Annotated in this window: 19 protein-coding genes; all 19 read right to left on the bottom strand. The window is 65.8% G+C overall.

Annotated features, from left to right (window positions below):
* Positions 1–46: 46 nt before the first annotated feature.
* Entirely contained in the window at positions 47–1,261 is a 1,215-nt protein-coding gene (locus PDM28_RS09110) for a DUF1120 domain-containing protein (protein ID WP_311184536.1), read from the bottom strand.
* Positions 1,258–3,735, bottom strand: a complete 2,478-nt coding sequence (locus PDM28_RS09105) for a fimbria/pilus outer membrane usher protein (protein WP_311184535.1) — start codon at positions 3,733–3,735, stop codon at positions 1,258–1,260. Before PDM28_RS09105 ends, PDM28_RS09110 begins: the two co-directional genes overlap by 4 nt.
* A 123-nt stretch (positions 3,736–3,858) precedes the next feature.
* Positions 3,859–4,491 carry a DUF1120 domain-containing protein gene (locus tag PDM28_RS09100; protein WP_311184534.1) on the bottom strand — a complete coding sequence of 211 codons (633 nt, stop codon included), beginning with the start codon at positions 4,489–4,491 and terminating at the stop codon, positions 3,859–3,861.
* 27 nt (positions 4,492–4,518) lie between these two features.
* Positions 4,519–5,154 carry a DUF1120 domain-containing protein gene (locus PDM28_RS09095; RefSeq protein WP_311184533.1) on the bottom strand — a complete coding sequence of 212 codons (636 nt, stop codon included), beginning with the start codon at positions 5,152–5,154 and terminating at the stop codon, positions 4,519–4,521.
* A gap of 37 nt (positions 5,155–5,191) precedes the next feature.
* Positions 5,192–5,833 (bottom strand): DUF1120 domain-containing protein, encoded by a 642-nt coding sequence (locus PDM28_RS09090; RefSeq protein ID WP_311184532.1) that lies wholly within the window; start codon positions 5,831–5,833, stop codon positions 5,192–5,194.
* A 182-nt stretch (positions 5,834–6,015) separates the two neighbouring features.
* Positions 6,016–6,744, bottom strand: coding sequence for a fimbria/pilus chaperone family protein (locus PDM28_RS09085; protein ID WP_311184531.1), 729 nt, complete (start codon positions 6,742–6,744; stop codon positions 6,016–6,018).
* A gap of 221 nt (positions 6,745–6,965) precedes the next feature.
* Positions 6,966–7,607 (bottom strand): DUF1120 domain-containing protein, encoded by a 642-nt coding sequence (locus tag PDM28_RS09080; protein ID WP_311184530.1) that lies wholly within the window; start codon positions 7,605–7,607, stop codon positions 6,966–6,968.
* A 194-nt stretch (positions 7,608–7,801) separates the two neighbouring features.
* Complete coding sequence (locus tag PDM28_RS09075) at positions 7,802–8,437, bottom strand: DUF1120 domain-containing protein (protein WP_311184529.1); 636 nt, start codon at positions 8,435–8,437, stop codon at positions 7,802–7,804.
* Positions 8,438–8,613: 176 nt separating this feature from the next.
* A complete protein-coding gene (locus tag PDM28_RS09070; RefSeq protein ID WP_311184528.1) occupies positions 8,614–9,249 on the bottom strand; it encodes a DUF1120 domain-containing protein in 636 nt (211 codons plus the stop codon).
* A gap of 77 nt (positions 9,250–9,326) precedes the next feature.
* Positions 9,327–9,965 carry a DUF1120 domain-containing protein gene (locus PDM28_RS09065; protein ID WP_311184527.1) on the bottom strand — a complete coding sequence of 213 codons (639 nt, stop codon included), beginning with the start codon at positions 9,963–9,965 and terminating at the stop codon, positions 9,327–9,329.
* Between the two features lie 268 nt (positions 9,966–10,233).
* Positions 10,234–10,998 carry a heme ABC transporter ATP-binding protein gene (locus PDM28_RS09060; RefSeq protein WP_311184526.1) on the bottom strand — a complete coding sequence of 255 codons (765 nt, stop codon included), beginning with the start codon at positions 10,996–10,998 and terminating at the stop codon, positions 10,234–10,236.
* Positions 10,995–12,038: a FecCD family ABC transporter permease gene (locus PDM28_RS09055; protein WP_311184525.1), complete on the bottom strand. Its 1,044-nt coding sequence runs from the start codon at positions 12,036–12,038 to the stop codon at positions 10,995–10,997. The genes PDM28_RS09060 and PDM28_RS09055 overlap by 4 nt, the downstream gene beginning before the upstream one ends.
* A gap of 10 nt (positions 12,039–12,048) precedes the next feature.
* Positions 12,049–13,098: a heme/hemin ABC transporter substrate-binding protein gene (locus PDM28_RS09050; RefSeq protein ID WP_425507651.1), complete on the bottom strand. Its 1,050-nt coding sequence runs from the start codon at positions 13,096–13,098 to the stop codon at positions 12,049–12,051.
* A 52-nt stretch (positions 13,099–13,150) separates the two neighbouring features.
* The gene (locus PDM28_RS09045; protein WP_311184524.1) at positions 13,151–14,533 is read right to left on the bottom strand and encodes a YncE family protein; all 1,383 of its coding nucleotides are present in this window, start codon (positions 14,531–14,533) and stop codon (positions 13,151–13,153) included.
* Between the two features lie 85 nt (positions 14,534–14,618).
* A complete protein-coding gene (locus tag PDM28_RS09040; protein ID WP_311184523.1) occupies positions 14,619–15,617 on the bottom strand; it encodes an alpha/beta hydrolase in 999 nt (332 codons plus the stop codon).
* Positions 15,618–15,766: 149 nt separating this feature from the next.
* The gene (locus PDM28_RS09035) at positions 15,767–15,925 is read right to left on the bottom strand and encodes a hypothetical protein (protein WP_172448171.1); all 159 of its coding nucleotides are present in this window, start codon (positions 15,923–15,925) and stop codon (positions 15,767–15,769) included.
* A 180-nt stretch (positions 15,926–16,105) separates the two neighbouring features.
* Complete coding sequence (locus PDM28_RS09030) at positions 16,106–17,449, bottom strand: hypothetical protein (RefSeq protein WP_311184522.1); 1,344 nt, start codon at positions 17,447–17,449, stop codon at positions 16,106–16,108.
* Positions 17,407–18,627: a hypothetical protein gene (locus tag PDM28_RS09025; protein ID WP_311184521.1), complete on the bottom strand. Its 1,221-nt coding sequence runs from the start codon at positions 18,625–18,627 to the stop codon at positions 17,407–17,409. Before PDM28_RS09025 ends, PDM28_RS09030 begins: the two co-directional genes overlap by 43 nt.
* Positions 18,624–21,167, bottom strand: coding sequence for a TcfC E-set like domain-containing protein (locus tag PDM28_RS09020; RefSeq protein ID WP_311184520.1), 2,544 nt, complete (start codon positions 21,165–21,167; stop codon positions 18,624–18,626). Before PDM28_RS09020 ends, PDM28_RS09025 begins: the two co-directional genes overlap by 4 nt.
* Positions 21,168–21,193 lie beyond the last annotated feature (26 nt).

The following is a 21,193-nucleotide window of genomic DNA, read 5'->3' as shown; positions in this document are numbered from 1 at the left end:
CCGATATGTCAATGAGAGCCTGCTGGAACGCTGAAAACTGGCAGCGTCACAGATACACGATCTCGATCGTTACCGAGCCATCCAGCAGGATTTCATCCCCGTCCTCCAGCGTGGAGGCAGGCGCCAGCTGCACGTCCACCTGCAGCGATGCGCTCAGGTTGTCCACCGCGGCGGGAACCGCATGCCCGGGCTGGGCAAAGCCATACACCGTCGACTGCGCATCGAAGCGCTGCAGCGGCGAACCTTCCGGGTGAACCGCCCAACTGCTGGCGCGTTCGCCGCTGCCCTGCACTACCTGCATCAACTTGCCGTCCGCGATGGCCGCACCGAACGACAGCACATAGATGCCCGCCACCCCACCTTCGCGCGGCGTGATCGCAAAGCGTCCGGGGTCGGGAACACCCGCTGCCCATCCGGCGGCGTCCGCACCAGCCCGGTTGTCCAGCAGCTTCACCGCCAGCAGCGCCGGCCCGCTGCAGTTCAACTGCAGCTGCACCGTGCGCCGTGGCAGTCCGGTTCCGAAGTCCGGGTGCAGGCTGCTGCGTGGCACTGTGCCCAGGTCGAGCGAGGCCGGGCTCAGCCGTGGCGTGCAGGCACTGGGCATCGCCTGCGCACGCTGCCCCAGCGCCACGAACTGGCGCGCGTCCTCCGCGTCGATGATGCCTTCCGCTTCCCACGCCTGCGCGTCTCGCACCGACGCCAGGTCCGTGGTCACCCAGGCCTGCACGTCGATCTGCGCCGACAACCGGCTGCCCGGCACCTGCATGCCCGCGCGCATCGGCACCCAGGCATGCTCCGGCACCCATTCCAGCACCTCGGCAATGGTGCTGGGCGGCTCACCGGGTACCGTCACCAGCCCGATGTCCACCGGCTGTTCGTCCACCCGCACGTCGTGCACGCGCAGGGTGTAAAACCCCGCGCCGCCCAGGTCGAACGTGGACGGGTCGCGCGACGGCGCATGGAACAGCATGGTCAGGTTGATCGGTTGCGGGCACACCAGGTTGAGGAACAGGGTGTGCGCCGGCAGTGCCATCCCGCTCGGCCTTATCAGCCCAGGCCCGCGCGCCAGGCCCGGTCCCTGCCCCGGCACGAACGGGCGGCTGATTCCCTGCGCACGGGTAAGCTGCCCGTAGTCGATCATCCCCGGCGACAAGGTCATCGTGCAGCGCTTCAGCGGGTCGATCCGTGCCTGCGCCGGCAGCCACGCCACCAACAGCATCGCGCACAGCAGAATGCGTGTTGCCAGGCCCTGCGTACTCATGACGCAGGCTCCGCAGACCCGGGCGTACAGGTCACCGTTGCAACCGGCATCATCACGTTTTCATCCTCGTCCTCATCCAGCCGATAGGTGAGCGTGCAGACGCTTTCATCAGGCAGGTGCAGTTCCAGTGTTTCGCCGTCCACCGCGTCGTACACGAACAGCGAGCCACCGGCGGTGACCATGCCCACCAGGTCGTCATTGGTGCGGAACGCGGTGGTGCCGCGCGGCAGTGCACTGCCGTCCGGATGCTTTGGCAGCAGCTGGATGCGCCGGCTGTAACGCGTCTCCAGGTCGACCTGCGCGACCGCTCCGCGGCCTGCCTCCAGCGATATCGCGCCGTTGTCCAACAGCATGTTGCGCGGCAGGCTGGCGGTGTCCACCTCCACCATGCTGGTGGTATAGGGCGTCAACTGCGCCACGACCGCCTTGCCCCAGGGATCGGTCCACACCGGCCCGTAAGGCGTACTGATCTCCACACCCGACACCTTGTCGCTCAGCGCCACGATCCCGAACGTGTCCTGGATCGGGTACGGCGACACCGTCACCCCTCGCCCGTGCATCGCCACCCCGCCACTGAGCAGCACCGAACTCGACGAATTGCCCAGGCTGGAGCGCGTGTACGACGCACTGGTCTGCAGGTAGCGCGGCAACCACGCCGCCGAGGCACTGGTGTCGGTCCTGCCGCTGAACGTGTCGCGGTCCACCCCCAGCCGATAGCTCAGGGTATTGCTGGGCGCGTCGGTGTAGGACAACCCGATGCGCTCGCCGGAGCGATCATGCTGCACGTTGGTGCGCGCGCGTCTGCGTTCGCCCAGCGGCACGCTCACACTGAGGTACACCCGGTAGGCATCGCCCTCCACGGTGTCGTTGCGGCTGTCTGGTACGTCGCGCTGGGCCAGGTCGCGCTCGGCATTGAGCGACACCGTGGCCCAGCGGAAATTCCGGCCCCACGACAACGATGCGCGCGAGGTCGGGCGACCGTCGAAGACGGTAGCGCGCGAGTACCCCGCGCTGATCGAACCCAGCCAGCGCGTGGACCAGCTCAGGGACACATGGGCCTGCTCCCGGTAGCGCGCGCGGCTGGTGTCGTCGGTGGTGGCTGACAGCACATCGACCAGCTCACGGTACTCGCGCGACTGCATTGCCACGCCAGCGTTCAAGGACAGCTGGCTGCCCAGCGTCTGCTGCAGCCCGAGCCCCGCATGCCAGCCGCGGCGCGTGCCTTCGTCATCCTTCGCATGTGAGAGCAGCACGTACGGGCTCAGCGACGTTCCGAAGCGCCAGCCCACGAAGCCGCTGCCACCCAGCGCGGTGTAGTCCTGCGCCGCCATCGCCGCCACGCTCCCGGTGCCCCAGCCGCCCAGCGCCCCACTCCAACTGGCGCTGGCCACCCACGGTTGCCGCCCCGGCGCCAGTTCCACGTTGCGCACCCGCCCCACTGCAACGGTATAGCCGCTCTGTGGCCGCACCAGTCCGGCCAGGGCCACGGCCGGCACGGTGAAACCATGCTCGCTGCCGTCGGCCTCGACCACCTTCACATCCACATCGGTCAGCGCCGACAGCGGCGGCAGTCCGGACAAGGTGAAACGCCCCGCCTCGACCACGGTGACGTACAGCAGCACGTCGCGCTGGCGCACTTCCACCCGCGCGTTGGAATTGGCGATGCCGGTGATCACCGGGCCGTCGCCCACCTGCAATGCCGCTTCGGGCAGCAGCTGGACACCGGTGATCGAGGTACCGGGCAGCACCGGGGTCAACATGTCCAGCTCACCCAGCTGCACCACCGTCTTCCAGCGTGCGAAAGTACGTTGCGCGTAGCTCTGGGTGACGTCGAACGTGGTCTTCTCGTCCGACCGTGTGTAGCTCTGGCGGCTGCGCAGGATCCAGTCGCCGGCATTGAAACCGGCCTCGGTAATGGCGGCCACATAGGTACTGGCGCCGCTGCTGCTGTCGCTGCGGGTGGTCATCACACTGTAGTTGAACAGCGCGCCCACCCCACCCTGTACATAGCCGCCCACGCCTTCACGCCCGGGTAGCCGACTGTCGCCGGGCACCAGAAGGGTCACCGTGCGCTTGCCGGGATCCTTTTCAACCACGGTCGCCGGATAGGCCTTTCTGAAGTCGTCGCAGGCCACTGTGCCGCCGGGTCCTGTGGCCTTCGGCAGTTTCAGTGCAGCGCGTTCCAGCAGTGCCTCGTCCAGGCACAGCCTGCCCTCCTCGTCGAAGGTGACCTCCGCCTGGCCGATCCGCTGCTGGTTGACCATCAGCGTGACCGTCTGCTTGCCGGGGGTGTAGCGCGCGCCCCGGCTCAGGTACTCGCCCAGCTTTGGGTCCAGGCCGCGCTGACGCAGCAGGTCGGCGTCGAACACAAGTACGTCGTCGTCCTCCGGCTCATCCTGCGGTTCTTCGGCCGTCGCTTCCTGCCCGCGCGCAGGCGTGGCCAGCAGGCAGCCGCACAGCAGCAGGCCGCTCATCCATGTCGCCGCTTGAACGGTCGGTGTTTGGCCCATCGCCCCGTGCCTGCTGCCATGAATCCCCCGATTCACCCGCCGCCACAACCGCGCCCGGCGGTTGCAGCCTTACCGCGCATACACTGCTTACAGGTAAATCACATTGAGCGTGATGTTGCCGGTGATATCCACTTCACCGGTCAGGCGCATGATGTCGGTGGGCTGGATCCTGACCCCGACCACCAGATTGCCCGTCAACGACGTGATCGGCGCGGGCCCGGTCGACACGCCCTGTTCCGTAGTGAATCCGCGCAACGCATCGGGAATGATCGGACTCAGGGGTGCCGCGGCGGACGCGTCCCAGGTGGTGCCGCTGTCCAGCGACTGGGTGCCGTAGGCGGCAGCGTCGTCAGCCGTGGCATCCCCTACGCTCAGCTCGGCGCCACCGATGCGCTCCGATTCCGGGGTCATGCCCAGGCCATACATCTGCGTGTAAATGGAGCTTTCCTGCCGGTTGTCGATGCCCTCCAGAGCGAAGCGCATCGGGGAATCGCAGCTCACCGCCAGGGTCATCGTCCGCGGCTCCAGATCCGTGGGCCGATCGGTATTGAGATTGGCGGTATTGAGCGTGCCCAGATCGACAACACCGCCTCCGCCGAGCTGGATATCGCACGACCCCGGGTGGATGATGCCGGTGACGGAGACGTCGGTTGACTGCGCCAGGGCGGTCGGAGCTGCGACAACAAACGCGAGCGAAAGCAAGGTCGTGGCGAACTTCATGACGGCATCCTCATCCGGTAGGGGTGCTTACAGATAGATCAGGTCGACGGTGGCGCTGCCGTGGATCGGCACGTTGTCGTCGATGGTCAGTTCGTTGGTGGGCTGGATGTAGGTGCGGACCTCCAGATTCACCTGGAGCGACGCGAGAGGATCCGGCCCCGTGGTTGCACCCGAGGCCGTGGAGAACCCATTGATGGATTGCTTGCCCAGCCAGGTGGAGCCCGCATTGCCGCTGGGCTCCCATTGCTGCCCGCCATCTTCAGAGCGTGTGTAGTGGACCGTCGCGCCATCGGAGTTGGGGTCCTTGAAGCTGATCACGGCACCGCCGATCCTCTCGCCATCCGGTGACAGCCCCAGCCCGTAGCGCGTCCCCACGGAAGCGCTGTCGCCGGTATTGTCGATTCCCATGAACGCAAACCGCACCGGTATCTGGCAGGTTACGGTCATGGGCACCAGCACGGACCCCAGCGGCGTCTCTTCGTTCGGGTTGAGCTTCTCCAGCAGCGTCGTACCCAGATCGACCAGGCCACCGCCTTCCAACACCGTAGTGCAGGCACCCGGAAGCAGGTTTCCGATGATGGTCAACTCGGCCGCCTGCGCAAGGACAGGCGGCGTTGCTGCGAACAGTCCGAGCGTTACCAGGACATTGGTGAACTTCATCATCGCAACCTCCGTATAGACGGACGTGCCGGGCTGATGGTTAGAGGTACATCACGTTGATGGTGGCGCTGCCACGGATCGGCACTTCGCCGGTGATGGTGAGCCCGTCGGTCGGGGCGATGTAGGCCTTGACCTCAAGCGTGCCCTGCAGGGATTTCACGGCGTCGGGACCGGTGGTGACACCCTGGGTGGTCGCGAAGCCGATCATTCCATCGCGCGGGATGGGGGCAGGACCGGGAACTACACTATCGGACCAGGTTTCACCCTGGTTGTAAGTGGTGGTTGCAAAGCCGGTGACGTCGTCAACGGTAACGGACTTCAGGCCGATGGTGGCGCTGCCAATCCTCTCGTCGTCTGCAGTACGGCCCAGCCCGTAGCGGTTGGTGACGAAAGAGGTGTCGCCGGTATTGTCGACGCCCTGCATCGCAAATCGAACCGCCGAGTCGCAGGTCACGGTCATGGTCAGTTCTTTCGCTTCGAGCTCGGTACTGTCGACCGGCTTGAGCGCCGTCGACCGGATGTCGCCGTAGTCGGCGACGCCGCCGTTGCTCAGCGCGATGTTGCACGCGCCGGGCAGAATCTTGCCGACGATGGTCAGCTCGGTCGACTGGGCAAAAGCATTTGGAGCGGAGGCGGCCGCAGATGCAATGGCCAGCGTCAAAAGCGTGTGGGTGAGCTTCATGGTGTAGTCCTCGTGACGGGTGTGGCGAGCGATATGTTTGGTCAATGGCGTACGAATGCCTGATAGACCCTATTGATCGCCGCAAAGAGTACGGGTCGATTGCGCCACGCCACATGCAAGGTGTTTCAAAACGGGATGCAATGTGTTGTATCCGCATGCCGAGCAGGCCCGGGAGGCATCCGCTACTTATCGCCAGTAATCGGCGCCTCGAAATGATCGGTCTGGAACCCGTACACGGTCGCCGGGTGGATACGGACCTTCGTGTCATTCTTTGCGCCAGCAGGCACCTGCACGATAAGCGCTGTATTCGGCCGCACGTATGAGTTGCTCAGCCCCAACACGGTGTTTGACGGCAATGATTCAAACTCCTGGGAGAGGCGGACCACGTAGGGACTGTTGTTCTCCACCTTCAGATCATCGCCGGACCTGGTCCACTTCAGAAACTTCCATGGCTCCCGCTCCAGTGGCAGTCCTTTCGGATGGATGATCAGCGGCAGGTTCTGGCGCACGCTTACGCCCACTTCGTTACGCTTCTGCGCGCGCTTGGGCGTGCCCTTCGCTCCCTCGAACACCACCCGGCGCAGGCGCTGTTGTGACGAATCCTGGACGCCCTCAATCGCGGTGAAGGTCACCTGCTGTGTCCCGTTGGGCTTCACACGCGCCGTGGCCGACGCCGGCGAAACCACAACGATATCCGCCGTGTCCTCGTCGATCGGCAGGACATCCACCAGCAGCATGTCCTCGGTCCCGCCCGTGTTGGTAACGTTCATGACGGTGGGATGTTTGGGGTCGGTCGACACGATCACGATCGACTTTTCGGGCTTCATCCCGTCGGCGCAGGCGGTCTGCGCGCTGCCCAACACCACCAGGCCCGCGACAAGGGCGGGAACAGCGAATCGTGCGATAGCCATGGGACCAGCTCCTCAAGGGTGTCCTGGCTGCGTACTACCCGCGCGATGAGGTGAAGCAATGCGCAGCCAATGAATCCCCCGATTCACAAGCCCCCCGGTCTGGTGCCGGGGCGATGCTGTTGCCTTGCTGGGCGCATTCATGCGCCTGCAGGCGTGAAGTGGCGGTGAAGGTGTGACGCCGACGCACCTCGGGTGAGGCGCGCCGGCGCGCAGTGCAACGCTTACAGGTAGGTCAGGTTGATCGTGGCGCTGCCGTTGACGAGCACATCTTCATCGATGGTCAGTTCATCGGTCGGCTGGATCTGCGCAATCACCTTCAGGCTGCCCTGCAGGTTCTTGATCGCGGCCGGGCCGGTGTCGACCGACTGCTCCTTGGCAAAGCCCAGCATGTCGGGCATTGCCAGGGTGAAGTGGCCGCCGGGGTGGCTCTCGTTCCAGGTCAGGCCTTCATCGTAGGAGAAGGTACCGTGCGCGGGGACGCCGTCCGCAGTGACGTCGGCCACCAGGATATTGGCATTGCCGATCTTTTCGTCATTGGCGGTCATGCCCAGGCCGTAGCGATCCGGCTGCGTCGAGGTCTCGGCGGTATTGTCCACGCCCTGGAGGGCGAACCGCACGTCAGACTCGCAGTCGACGTTCATCGGCAGGGTGACCGGCGCCAGCAGCGTGGTGGTGTCCGCGTTGAGCGTATCGGCACGGATGTCGCCCAGATCGGCGACGCCGCCGTTGCCGACGCTCACGGTGCACGCACCTGGGAAGATGTTGCCGGTGATGGAGAGATCGGCCGACTGCGCGAAGGCAGATGGGGCAATGGCGGCCGACGAGGCGATGGCCAGGGCAAGCAGCGTGGTGGAGAACTTCATGGGGTATTCCTTGTGGTGGGTTGTCAAACAATCGGATTGGTCAATCGCGAGCGAATGCTTGATTGACCCTGTGGAACGCCGCAAAGATTACGGGCCGATTGCGCCACACCACATGCAATTTCGTTCAAAACGAAGTGCAAATTATTGTATTTGGGGTGGGAAACGACACGACCGCCCAAGGCCGCCTGGGCCGGTTACAGATAGATGATATTGAGGGTCGCGCTGCCGTTGATCGGCACGATGCTGGTAAGCGTCAGGTTGCGCGCAGGCTGGATATGGGCCAGCAGGCTCAGGCTGCCTCGGAGTGACGCGATCGGGGTCGGGCCGTTGACCGTGCCGGATTCCTTGTTGAAGCCCAGCAGCGAGACCCGCAGGATGCTGGAGCCGCCGCCGCCGCTGGGCTCCCAGGTGGTGCCGCTGTCCAGTGAGGCGGTGCCGTAACCGGGCACGCCATCGGCGATCACGTCGGTCAGCAGCACGTTCACCCCGCCGATCTTCTCACCGGCCGGGGTCAACCCCAGCCCATAGAAATGGATCGCGGTCGAGGTATCGGTGTTGTCGGTCCCCTGCAACGCATACCGTATCGGCGAGTCGCAGGTCACTGCAATCGCGAGCGGGTACGGCCCCAGCACGGTGTTGCTGTTGGTATTGAGCATTTTCGCGGGAATCTCGCCCATCTCGACAACGCCGCCATTGTCCAGTGTGACGGCGCACGATGCTGGAGAGATCCGACCTGCAATGGTAACGTCCGCGGACTGCGCGAACGTCGCCGGGGAAATGGCAGCCGAAGTGAGGATGGCCAACGCGAGCAGCGTCTTGGAACGCTTCATGGTGATGTCCTTGAGCCAGCCAATCCCCCGATTGACACGCGCCCGCCATGCGGGGAGGCCGCAGCGCGTACCCTGCTGCCCGTTTCGGCGGATTGATGCGCTGGCGGCCGTGAAGCCTTGGTGAATACAAAGTTGGACGTGGCGCAGCCTGCGACACGCCCAGCTGTGTGAGTCCGTTACAGATACGTAAGGTTGATGGTGGCGCTGCCATTGATGGCAACGTCTTCGGTCAGAGTCAGCTCTGCAGCAGGCGCAATCCTCGCGACCACGCGCACCTGGCCCTGCAGCGCCTTGATCGGATCAGGCCCGGTGGTGGCGCCCGTCTGGGTCGTGAATCCCAGGATGTAGTGCTGCATCAGGGGCGGCTGCATGAAGACGTCGTCGCCGGGGCTCCAGGTTTCACCGTCGTTGTAGGAACGGGTCCAGTAGCCACGCGCGCCGTCGATATCGATGTCGAAAAAGCGGATGTCCGCACCACCGATCTTCTCGCCCGCAGGCGTCAGGCCCAAGCCGTATTGGTTCTCGACCAACGTGCTGTCGATGGCGTTGTCGACGCCCACGAACGCAAATCGCACCGGCGACTCGCAGGCGACGCCCAGCGACATGTCCACCGGCGCAAGCTCGGTGGTGGTGTCATGCGACAGGGTATCGGCTCGGATGTCGCCCAGGTCGGCGACACCGCCACCGCCCAGGGTCACGGTGCAGGCACCCGGGAAGATATTCCCCGTGATGGAAAGATCGGCCGACTGCGCGAGCGCACCCGGGGCAGCCGAGACCAGCATGAGGGCAAACAAGGTCTTGGAAAGCTTCATGGTAGTTATTTCCCGGATGGTCCCCAGTGTCGACTCCGACGCACCGCAGAGGCGGCGCGCCGGAGTCCCTGAAACACTTACAGGTAGGCCAGGTTGATGGTGGCATTGCCCTGGACCGGAACGTCTTCCGTCACGGTCAGCTCGCTGGTCGGCGCGATGGTGGCGCGGACCTTTACAGTGCCCTGCAGGTCCTTGATCGGACTCGGTCCCTGACCGGTTTGTCCAACCTGGAAGCCAAGCATGCTGCCCTTTCCGATCGTGACGCTGTCGGGGAACAGGTGAACAATCCAGTTGTCGCCGCCATCGTCCGAGAACATCGCCTTGGCTGCTTCACCGTCGGCGGTTACGTCAACCAGGCCAAGGCGCGCACTGCCGATCTTCTCGTCAGCCGCGGTGATCCCCAACCCATACTGGGACGGGGAGATCGAGCTGTCATTGCTGTTGTCGACACCTTCCAGTGCGAAACGCACTGCAGACTGGCAGGCAATGGTCATGTTCAGATCGACATCGTCGAGCACGGTGGTCATATCCGCCTGCAGCGACTCCAGGCGGATGCTGCCCAGGTCGGCAACACCGCCGTTGCCGAGATCGACAACGCAGGCGCCCGGGAAGATGCGGCCGGTGACGGACAGGTCGGCCGACTGCGCGAAGGCAGACGGGGCGATGGCGGCCGAAGAAGCGATGGCCAGGGCAAGCAGAGTGGTGGAGAACTTCATGGGGTAATTCCTCATAGTGGGTTGTCAAACAATCGATTTGGTCAATCGCTAGCGAGTGCTTGATTGACCCTTGTGGAACGCCGCAAAGATTACGGGTCGATTGCGCCACTTGAGATGCAATTACGTTCAAAAGGGGGTGCAATAAGTTGCATTCGATCCAGATGCGTCACGGCCGTGACGTGAATGCACGCGAACGTCGCCTCCTACCCTGGCGGGAGACGTTCCGGTGTGCCTGTGTCTGGTGTGCGCGGCCGGGCGGAGCCCGGCGCTAGGTCACTACGACGAGTGGCACGTCGCGTTGCGGATGTCTCAGCACTACCACTGGCTGCTGGTATACGCGCTCGATGTGCTCGCGGGTCAACACCTGGTCCGGCGTTCCGTCCGCCGCTACGCGTCCCTGTTCGAGCAGGACGATGCGGTCGGCGTAACCCGCGGCCAGATTGAGATCGTGCAGTACGACAATCACGCACGCGCCAGCATCGGCCAATTGCCGAACCGCCTTGAGCGTGCGCTCCTGATGGCGCAGGTCGAGTGCCGCTGTCGGCTCGTCGAGCAGCAGCAGTGGCGTGTCCTGGGTCAACACCCGCGCGAAGGTCGCGCGGGCCGCTTCGCCGCCGGACAACGTCTGCACCTCCCGCGCGCGCAGGCCTGCCATTTCCGCCTGGCCCAACGCCTGTTCCACCAGTGCGGCGTCACGCAGTGCGTCGGCGGGGTGTGGCAGGCGCCCCATCGCAACTACCTCCTCCACCGTGAATGCGAAGCGCACGGCATGGTCCTGCGGCATCACCGCGCGCTCGCGCGCCAGCGCCATCGCCTTCCAGTGCGCGATGGGCTGGTCGTGCAGGATCACGCTCCCCGCATCGGCCGGTACGTCGCCGCTGGCTACCGCCAGCAGCGTGGACTTGCCCGCCCCGTTCGGGCCGACAAGCGCGGTCAACGTGCCCGGCACGAAACCCAGGTGGATGTCATGCAGGATGGTGCGCTCGCCGAAGCGCACCCCAACTCCGTCCAGGTGCAGGAACGGCGCGGTCATACCGCCCCGCTCCGCCGCTGGTGCAGCACCAGCCATAGGAAGAACGGCGCACCCAGCGCGGCCGAGAACAGACCCAGCGGAATCTCCGCCGGCGGATCCAGGGTCCGCGCAGCCGTGTCGGCCACCACGATCAGCAGCGCCCCGGTCACCGCCGACACCGGCAGCAGCCAGCGATGCCCAGGGCCAACCAGCATCCGCACCACGTGCGGCACCACCAGCCCGACGAATCCAATCGAGCCTGCGAACGCCACCGCCGCCCCCACCAGCAGCGCACTGAACGCGATCAGTTTCAACCGCGTGCGCTTCACGTCCAGCCCCAGGTGCTGCGCCTGGCGCTCCCCCAGCGCCAGCATGTCCAGCGGTGTGGCCAGCCGCAGCAGCGCAAACGTGCCCAGCACGAACACCGGCAGCGCGGCGGCCACGTCGGCCCAGTCGGCCTGCGCCAGCGAGCCCATCTGCCAGAACACCAGCGACTGCAGCTCGCTTTCGCTGGCGATGTAGGTAAGGAAGCCGATCGCCGCCGAACAGAACGCCGCCATCGCGATGCCGACCAGCAGCAGCGTGGCGGTACCGGAATTACGCCCCGGCCGCGCCAGCGCATAGGTCAGGCTGATCGCCGCTGCACCACCGGCAAAGGCCGCCAACGGCAGGGTCCAGCCGCCCACGCTGCCGGCGCCCAGCACGATGGCAGCCACCGCGCCGAGTGCCGCTCCCTGCGTCACCCCCACGATGCCCGGATCGGCCAGTGGATTACCAAACAGTCCCTGCAGGCTCGCCCCGGCCATGGCCAGCGACGCGCCCACCAGGGCACCCAGCAATGCACGCGGAATGCGCAGGTTCCAGACCACCGCCATGTCACGGGTGCTCACCTGCGATGCATCCAGGAGGCCCAGCTTCACACCCAGGGCCTGCACCACCTCCAGCGGTGGCAGGCGCAACGGCCCCACCGCGAACGAGGCGAGGATGGCGCCAAGCAACGCGAGCGCCATCATTGCCAGGACCCAGCCGCCGGCACGGCGTCGCGAGGCACGTCCTCTCATGCTGCGCGACTCACGGCGACGGCAGCGCCGCCAGCGCCTTGGCCAACGCCAGTGCGCCGCTGCCAGAGCCCACGCTTGCAGCCTTGAGCTGCACGTCCGGCATGACCCAGACCCGGTTGGCCGCGCCGGCCGGAGTCTGCTTCAGGGTGGGATAGGCCTTCCACAGACCGGCTTCCCCACCGAACAACTGCAGGTCGTTCTCGGTCACAAGGATCACATCCGGCGCGGCGGCGACCACGCCTTCGTTGCTCAGCGCAGAGTAATTGGCCACGCCCGCTTCGGTGCCGATGTTGATCCCACCGGCCAGCCCGATCAGCTTGCCCGATGCGCTGTCCGCCCCCGCCACGGTCGGCGCGCCGCCGGCGCCGGTGGCCGAGAGATGAATCACCCGCGGGTGCACGTTGCTCGCGGCGGCAATCGCAGTCGCTTCATCCAGCTGCGCCTGCACCTGTGCGGCCAGCTGCGTGCCCGCCTCGGCCACGCCGAGCGCGGCCGCCACCTTGCGCACCTTGTCCGGCGCCGGCTGCAGGTCGTCGATCACCACTGCCGCTTCGCCGGCACCGCGCAGCTTCTTTGCCAGCTCGGTGTGGCGGCGCAGGCTGTTGCCGAGGAACAGCGTGCCTTCCAGGCTGAGCACGCCCTCCACGCCCGTGGTGCGGTTGAACAGGAACTGCTTCGGCGCGTTGCGCCCGGCCTCCGTGGCCGAACGCAGCGGCGCGGCGTACACCTGCGAGCCCATGCCCAGTGCTTCGATCACCGCGATCACATCGTCGCCGCCGGCAACGATCCGCGAGCTGTCCTTCACCGTCACCTGCTCACCGTCGTCGGAGGTGACCGTGACCGGCAGCACTGCCGTGAGCCCGGTGCTGGTCGGCACGTCGGTGCCAGCAACGCGCAGCCAGCCCTGCGGCAACGCCGTGGTTGCAGCTGCATCAGCCGGGTTGGCCGTGTCGGGCGCGGCAGTGCCCGCAGGTTCGACCGGCTTGCCACCACACGCCACCAGGGCGGCCGTCATGGCCAGCACCAGGGCGCCTCGCTGCAGGGACAGGGAATTCAACATGTATCGCTCCAATCAGGCGCGCGCAGGGCCACCGCCCGGCGCGCGCGGGTCATCAACGTTTGGCCGGGGTGATGCGGGTGATGCGGTCGCCCTTGGGATCTTCGGCGCCGCGCGACTTGTTGACCGCAAACACGTTGCCCTTGCCGTCCTCGCGCACGTGGTTGGGGAAGGTGCCGCCGTCCAGGTTGCCCACCACCTTGCCCTCGCCGTTCACCACGGTCACCGTACCAGCGCCGCGATTGGTGACATACGCCAGGCCCGAGACCGGCTCGAACGCCACGTTCAGCGCGCCGGCACCCACCGGCACGTCGTGCAGCACCTTGCCGCTCGCCACGTCGACGATCAGCAGGTTGTCGGTGCCCTGCGAGGCCACGTACAGGCGATTCTGCTTCGCATCGAACGCAACGCCCGAGGCGCTGATCGCGTTACCCAGGTCGATCACCTTGTCGACCTTGCCGCTGGCCACGTCGATCACCGCCGCTTCCGGCGTGCCGATGCTCACCGTGAACAGCTTGCCGCTCGCTTCGTCCAGCACCAGGCTCATCGGCACGAACTTCTCGTCATCCACGCCCGAGGCCAGGGTGATGGGTTCGAGCGCCTTGAAGGTCTTTGCATCGAACACCGACAGATGGTCCTCACCGGCCGCCGAGGCGAACACCTTGCCGTGCTTGGCATCGACCACCACGTCGCGGGCATGCGGCACCGCGCCCACCGGGAACTGATGGACCAGCGAAAGATCCGACTGGCGATACACCGCCACCGTATCCTGGCGGGTGTTGCTCACCCATACGTTGCCGTTGGCATCGTCCACGCCCACGCCATACACGGCGAACACGCTGCCGCCCTTGGCATCGGGCACCTGCGCCGGGGTGATCGCCTTGACCACCTTCAGGGTCTTCGGGTCCACCTTCAGCAGCTGAGACTGCGTCACCGGCGGGCGGCCCACGGCGGAAGTGACGAACAGTGCATTGCTGCCGGCGCTGTAGGCGCTCTGGTACAGGCCCTGGACGAGCTTGCCGGAGGTCTGCTGGAAGTCCCCCTGCCCGCTCAGCGGCAGGTGCGGCGATACCCGCAATGCCACCACCGCTGCAGCGGCCGGGTTGCTGGCGCGCACCACCAGCGGCTGCTGGCCCGGCACTGCATCGGCCGGCACCTGCACGCTGGCCTTGAAGTTGCCCTGCGCGTCGACCACGTATGGCGTTTCGTTGAGCACGGTGGCGCCGCGCAGCAGGGTCACTTGCTGGCCCGGTACGAACGCGCGACCGGTAACTTCGGCGGTGCTGCCCGGCACCACGTTTTCATTGCGGGCACTGACCTGGCCACGGAAGCCATTGGCCGGCGCGTCGAACACCGGCTCGGCCGACACCGCGCCGGTGACCAGCGACAATGCCAGGGCAAGGCCGGCAACACGCGGCAGGGAAACGAAACGGGACATAGCAGACTCCTTCTGTAGGGGCGCGCCAGCGGCGCGTGTCACAAGGGTTGCCTTGGCGTTGCCGCCTGGGTAAGGGAAAGAACGGTCACTCGGCGGCGGCATCGGCAGCGCCCGCCGGGGCGGGGCGACTGCGAGCTGCAGCGCCATACAGCGCTGCCAGCGTCGCCTTCAACGATGCCGGCAGCATCGGCCCATGGCCGAGCCCCGGGAATTCGCGGTAGGTCACCTGCACGCCCGGCACCTTGGCCAGGCGTTCGCTCAGCACGTGCGCGGCATCCGGGGCGGCGCCGGCGATACGGCGCAGGTGGGCCACCACGCGCGGGTTGCTCATGTCGCGCACGCCGCGGTTGCCGCTGCGTTCGTCGCCGCCGAGCATCAGCCACACGTTGGCCGGTGCGGGCTTGGCAAGGAACGCCCGCTTCATCGCGCCCTGCGGCGCGCCCTGGCTCCACCACAGCGAGGGGCTGGCGCTCACATAATTCTGGAATGCGGTTGGCTGCGTATACAGGGTGCTCAGCACGAAGAGCCCGCCCAGTGAATGGCCCCACAGCGACTGCTGCGCGGTGTCCACGCGCGCGCGACGTTCCACCTCAGGCTTGATCTTCTGCTGGATCACCTCGAGGAACGCCTGCGCGCCACCGCCACTGGACTGCGGCGTGCCGGTTTCATCGTCAGCGGTATCGACCCACGCGGTGTAGTCCAACGTGCGCGCGGCCGAATCGATGCGCAGGTCGTTGTCGTAGCCGATGAACACCAGTACCGGCGCGGCGTGCGCGGCCAGGTCGCTCAACAGCGCCTGGTCGAAGACCATGGCCGCGGCGTTGCCGTCCAGCATGTAAAGCACCGGCGACGGCGTTGTGGATGTCCTGGTCGGCACGCCAAGATTGACCCGCCACCTGCGCGCGGGCTCCCCACTTTCGATCACGAAACGCTCGAAGCGGTAGCTCTGCGCGGGCTGGTCCAGCACCGTCTCGCCCACCTTCTGAAGCGGGTTGCGTTGCTGGGCCGCGACCGGGGCGGCTGCCACCATCCCCAGCAGTGCTACCGCGCCCACGTTGCGCAACCAGGGGGAAAACGAAGACATCAGGCTGGAAAGCACGGCAGGCGGGACTCGGGCAAGGCGATCGCCCCAGTGTACCTCAAATGCGAATGGGTATCACTTGCTACGCCCGGCCGGTACACAAAAAGTCCGGCCGTAAGGCCGGACTTTGGTTATTCCGTTGGGGCAGCAGCTTATTCTTCTTCGTCCTGGCTGCCCTGCTGGTTGCGCTCGCGCTTCTGGTCCTGCTGTTGCTGCTGCTGGCCCTGGCGCTGCTGGTCCTTCTGGTTCTGCTGGTTCTGCTGACCCTGCTGGTTCTGCTGGCCCTGCTGCGGATTCTGCTGGTTACCCATGACGTGTCTCCGAGTGCCCGACATCGAAATGAGGCCGGTGAGCCAACCGTAGGGATTTCCGCGTTACCAAGACGTGCGCTAAACCCCTCTGGGCGTAGACGTAGCGCGCATGTCTGTAAACAGTTCAGCGCCGCCATCGGCACCGTCACGCTGCTGTCGCATGCAGATGACGCAGTGCTGCTACGGACTCGCGTCGAAGATCACGGTAACGTCACCGCGGTAGTGGCTGCCGGGATGATCCAGCATGCTGCGCACGGCGTCGCCGTGTACCGCGAAGCGCAGGTTCGAAGGCCGCCGGACGATGAAGACATCCGCCGCCAACACAGGCGCCACCATCGTCGTGGTCAGCGGCATGCCCACCACATCCACCCCCGTCGCCGAATCGTGGAAGCCGGGAAGCGTCAGCTGGATATCCAGCGGCACTTCCTCGGCGCCTTCGGTGACGTTGCGGATGGCGCAGCGTCCGTCGGCCAACGGATGCTGGCACTGCAGCGACACCTCGAATTGCCCCGAACTGCTCAGGCTGAATGGCACCTCGCGCTCCAGCGACTTCGGCGCGATGCCGTGATCGCTCCACTGCGTCCACCCACCTTTGGGCGCCAGCACCGCACGCTCGCTGCCCGGCGGAAGATCCAGCTGGAAGGCATGCTCCACGGTGAGCTCGAAGTGGACGTTGACGATGTTGTCCTCCAGCACCATCCCGTTGCCAAGGTCGAAGTCCGCGCCCTCGCCGGTGCCACCGATCCGGTAGGTGGTCATGCCCCGGTACACCCCGCTCCGCATTCCCAGCGGCTGGGGCGTGGTGAGCTTGTAGGTGAAGTCGAACTCGCTCATGCGGTAGTTGTTGGTGGCCAGCCAGTGCAACGCGCAGGCCACGGCACCCTCGCCGCCATCCCGACGCAGGAGCATCCGCATGGCGCTGTGGTTGCCGGCCTGGCTGTTGGTCAGGCCCAAAGAGCAGTTGTTCGGCCCACCCGTGGACGCCGGTTGCGCTGGCCCATCGCCCTCCCGGTCCCACAACCGCATTGCAGCGCCGATGATGTTGAATCCCAGCTCGAACGTCTGCGCCCCGTCGTCCGAGGTAACGGCTACCGTTCTGGAACTCGGCATGCCGATGTAGAAGCCGTTCGGACCGTAGTTCGCTTCCTTGATCCCATCCTTGGTGCCGCGGATCCCGGTGTCGATGCTCCACCAGTTGTTGCGGATGCAGGTCTGCAGGTGCGTGTCGGCGCATACGCCCGACCAGGGCGTGGTGTTGGTGAAGGCACGCTTGTCCGGATCGTTGATGTCCGGTTTGAACTCGGCGCTGATGTAGATGTCCGCCGCGTGGGCGGCGGCAGCGGTGAAAAGCAGGAGCGTCAGTGGCAGCGCTGCCGCGCGCCACCGACGTGCCTGAGGGATTGAAAGGGTTACAGTAGAAATGGCACTTACTCCTTCTAGAGGTACGATAACTACATGTCGCCCCGTCCCCGGGACGGGCGTTACGGCGCTGCGTCGAAGATCACCGTGACCTCGCCCCGCCACGTGCTGCCTGGCAGCTCGAGCATTCTCCGCAGCGGCGCACCCGATATAGAAAAGCCTAGACGTGATGGCCGGTTCTGCATGTACTCACGCACCCGGAAGCCCGGCGGCAGCCCGCCCACCTTCAACGGATAACGATCCACGGGAGCATCGGTCACCGCCTCATAAAGACCGGGTACGGTCATTGATACATCGAGCTCAGCATCTTCGCCGCTCTCGCTCCGGATCGCACAGCGATCACCCACCTGCTGTTCGCAGGCCAGGTGCACGGTGAAGTCCCCGGAGCTGGTCATCAGAAACGGCAACTCCTGCCGAATCGCTGACGGCGGCCTACCCTGCTCCACCCAGTCGCGCCAGCCGTTGTCGGGCTGAAGCACAATGGTGTCCGTACCCGGCGCACGCTCAACCTTGAAGTCGTGTGCCACAAGAAACTCGAAGTTGATCACCATGACATCGTCAGTCATCTCAACGTCGTCGCCGAAATCGAAGTCCGAGCCCAAGCCGCCCATGCTGTAACGCAACTGCCCCCGATACAGGCCATTATCAATACCCAGCGGCGATGGCGTGGTTACGATGAAGCCAAGTCCGAGCACATCCGTCTTGTAGACTCCGGTGAAACCAACGGCTCCGCCGTCGCCTTGCGAGTAGCACAACAGGGGCGATTCAGGCGCACGGACATTCCAGCCGAAACGAACCCAGTGAGCTGCTCCTGCCGAGTGCACGTACGTGCACCCACCACCCAGCACGGTTCGGGTGAAGACCGGATTGGTGCTGTTACCGGGCGAGACCTGGCCGGAAACGGACCCGATTGCGACATCCACGTCGATCGAATTGCCCGATTCATTCGTAGCCACTACCCGCCGCGAACCTGGTAGTCCCACGAAGAACCTCTTACGGGCATTAGGGCCCTTGACGTAGATCTTCGACGCAATGTTGACCGGCAAGTCCACCACGTAGGCGTTCAAGGCCTCACAGAAGTCTGGCCGCCAGTTGCAGTACTGCCCCCGGGGGGTGGTGTTGGTGAACGTCTTCCTGCCCGGATCAAGCGCCGATGGCCGAAACTCTGCGGTGATGGTCATCTCCGCTGCAGCCGCGCCGCCAACGACCGCAATCAAGCCAACGGTGCAGCAAGTTGCACGCAGCGCTCGAATCAATCTCGTCAGGGATGCAGTGGCGATCATGGCATTGCTCCAGCAGTCGACGCAGTGGATTCGGACTGCGCCGTGGTCAGGCTGGACGACGGGCACTGCAGCACTCCTGCCATCCAGGTATCGCCCTCAGGGCGGGTGGTGGTGCCGTCGAGCTCGAAGCTGCAACCGGTCACGGTGGGATGACGCACTTCCATGTTTGGCGCGCGGGCGCTCATCTCGAGCGCGAAGAAGCCGTCGGCTTCCGCCACGCTGCGGCCGGCATGGTTGATCACATGCGCGCCGGCCAGCGGCTTGCCGTCGGCATCTTTCAGGTGACCCATCACGGTGAAGGTGTTGAGCACCTCGACCTTGCCGTAGGCCACACCCCCCTTGTTGAGGTGGTAGTCCAGGCTCGCCGGCTGGATGGTGGCCGCCGGGGCGGCGCGGCCATGGAAATCGATCTGCAGCGACCCGGTGCGGTACGCGGTGACCGGCAGGAAATTGCGGCCCGGATGCAGTGTGTAGGAACCGCCTCGGCTGTCATGTGCACGCAGCTCCACCTCCGGCAGCTCGGAACTCACGTCCACGATCATGCCGGTGCTGGTGCTGCCGACCTGCGCCGCACCTGCAATCGCGAGCTTGCCGCCGCCGATGGCCATGGTGCTTTCCAGGTTCACGCCGCCACTGAGCTGGCCGCCGAGCGAGGAGCGCTGCGCGTGCACGTCGCCGCGCAGTGCGGGATGTTCGAACAGCGCGGTGCCGCTCAGGCCCAAGCCATCGCTGTCGGCAGTGGCCTGTCCACCGATGCTGCGCACCAGTCCCTGCTCGAAGCTCTGCTGCGCACCGGCGCTGGCGTACAGGCTGCGGCCGCCGTCGGTGGCGGTGCGGCTGCCCAGGCTGCCGGTGTAGCGGCGGCCATCGTCGCCCAGCGCGATGTTGAGGGTGAAGTCCACGCCGCGATTGCGACGCATCCCGCTGCTGCTGTTCGCCGGACGGTCGAACACCGAAGCGCGCCAGGTGGCGTCGCTGCCGAACAGGGTCTGGCGACGACTGAACGACAGATCCACGCCGACGCCGTCACTCATGCCACGGTTGTGGGACACGCGTGCGGCCACGTGGCTGCTGTCGCCCAGACGATGGTTCACGCTCAGGGCGCTGGTCTGCAGCCAGCCCGAGCGGGTCTCAGGCACTTCGGCATCGGGCGGGTACGGCGCATAGCCTTCGTCCCACGGGCGACGGCGCTCCTGCCAGGTGCGGTTGTGCGAAACGATCACGGTGCCATGGCGGTAGCGCCACAGGCCCTGCAGATCAACGCCCCGCCCCTGGTCGCTGGTGTAGGCATTGGTGAACAGGTTCGCGCTGTCGCTGATCTGCCAGTCCACCGAACCGGCGAACGCATTCGCGCCGTCCAGGTGCTGCGCGGACAGCCCGACCACCGCACGCGGATGGGCCAGGTAATTGATGATGCCGCCGGCCGCAAACGCGCCTGCATTCGGGTCGTTGATGCTGTCCAGCAGGGTGTGCTGCATGCCGGCGAAGGCGCTGTAGCGCCAGCGGCGGCTCGGATCGCGCCAGTTGCCCGGCTTGTGTATCACGGTGGTTTCGCGGGAGCTTTCGCGGCCATCTTCGATGACCCGCAGCTCCACTTCGTAGATGCCACCTGGCAGGCGCCGGGTGTCCAGCTCCTGCAGGCCGGGCTGCAGCGGCTGGGTGAGGATCAGGCTGCCGTCGCGGAACACCTCCACGGTGCCCTCGCGGTTGGCGGTCACGTACACCGGGTACAGGCTCGGTGCGCGTGCATCGATGGCCAGGCTGTCGGACGAACCGGCCATGACGCCCACGGTGGTGTGGTTGACCGACCCGGCCGCGCGCGGTTGCCGGGTGACGCCCTGGAAGTTGGGCAGGAAGTAGCCGGCACGCAGGAAGTTGTCGCGGAATTCGCGTTGGGCGTACAGGCTCTGCACCGAATGGCGTAGTTGGCCGTCCAGATCGCCAGTGCGGTCGACCTGGTAGTTGCCGGCCAGGGTCCACTGGCCCAGGCTGCCCTGCAGGTCCAGCGCGTACCGCCCGGATGCATCCATGCCCTCGCCTGCATAGGCGTTGAGCTGGTGGCGCAGGATCAGGCCACGGCTACCGCCTTCGGGAAGCGCATGGTGGCGTACGTCGTTCGCGCTGCGGCCGCCGTTCCCGGTGGCGATGGACAGCAGCGAACTTTCAAGACTGTAGTGCAGCCGCACCAGGCCGGCATCACAGGATTGGTTGCACGCACCCAACGGGCGCGGCGTGGCCAGTACCTGCAGCCAGCGAGCACGTTCGGTGGCCGGTTCGGTGCTGTCGTAGCTGTCGGTGAACTCCAGCAACGACAAGGTATTCTCGCGGGTCAGCAGCGCCCGGGCATCGCCCAGGAACTGGCCATCGCGTTCCACGCGCACCACCAGGGGCACGTCGAAAAAATGGTCGCGGAAGTCGTCGGGCAGGCCCCCTGCCTGGTCGAGCAGGGTGAGGCTTTCCAGAGCGGCAGGCGCAGCGGATGCTGCAGCGCTGCTGCAGTAAAGCATCACGGCGGTGGCGATCGGAAGCAGGCGCGACATGGACATTCCTCGGGAAGAAAAGAGGG

It is taken from the genome of Stenotrophomonas aracearum (assembly GCF_031834615.1).
Lineage (GTDB): Bacteria > Pseudomonadota > Gammaproteobacteria > Xanthomonadales > Xanthomonadaceae > Stenotrophomonas > Stenotrophomonas aracearum.
Note: the sequence above shows the minus strand (reverse complement) of the source record. Positions and strands in the feature narration are given on the sequence as shown.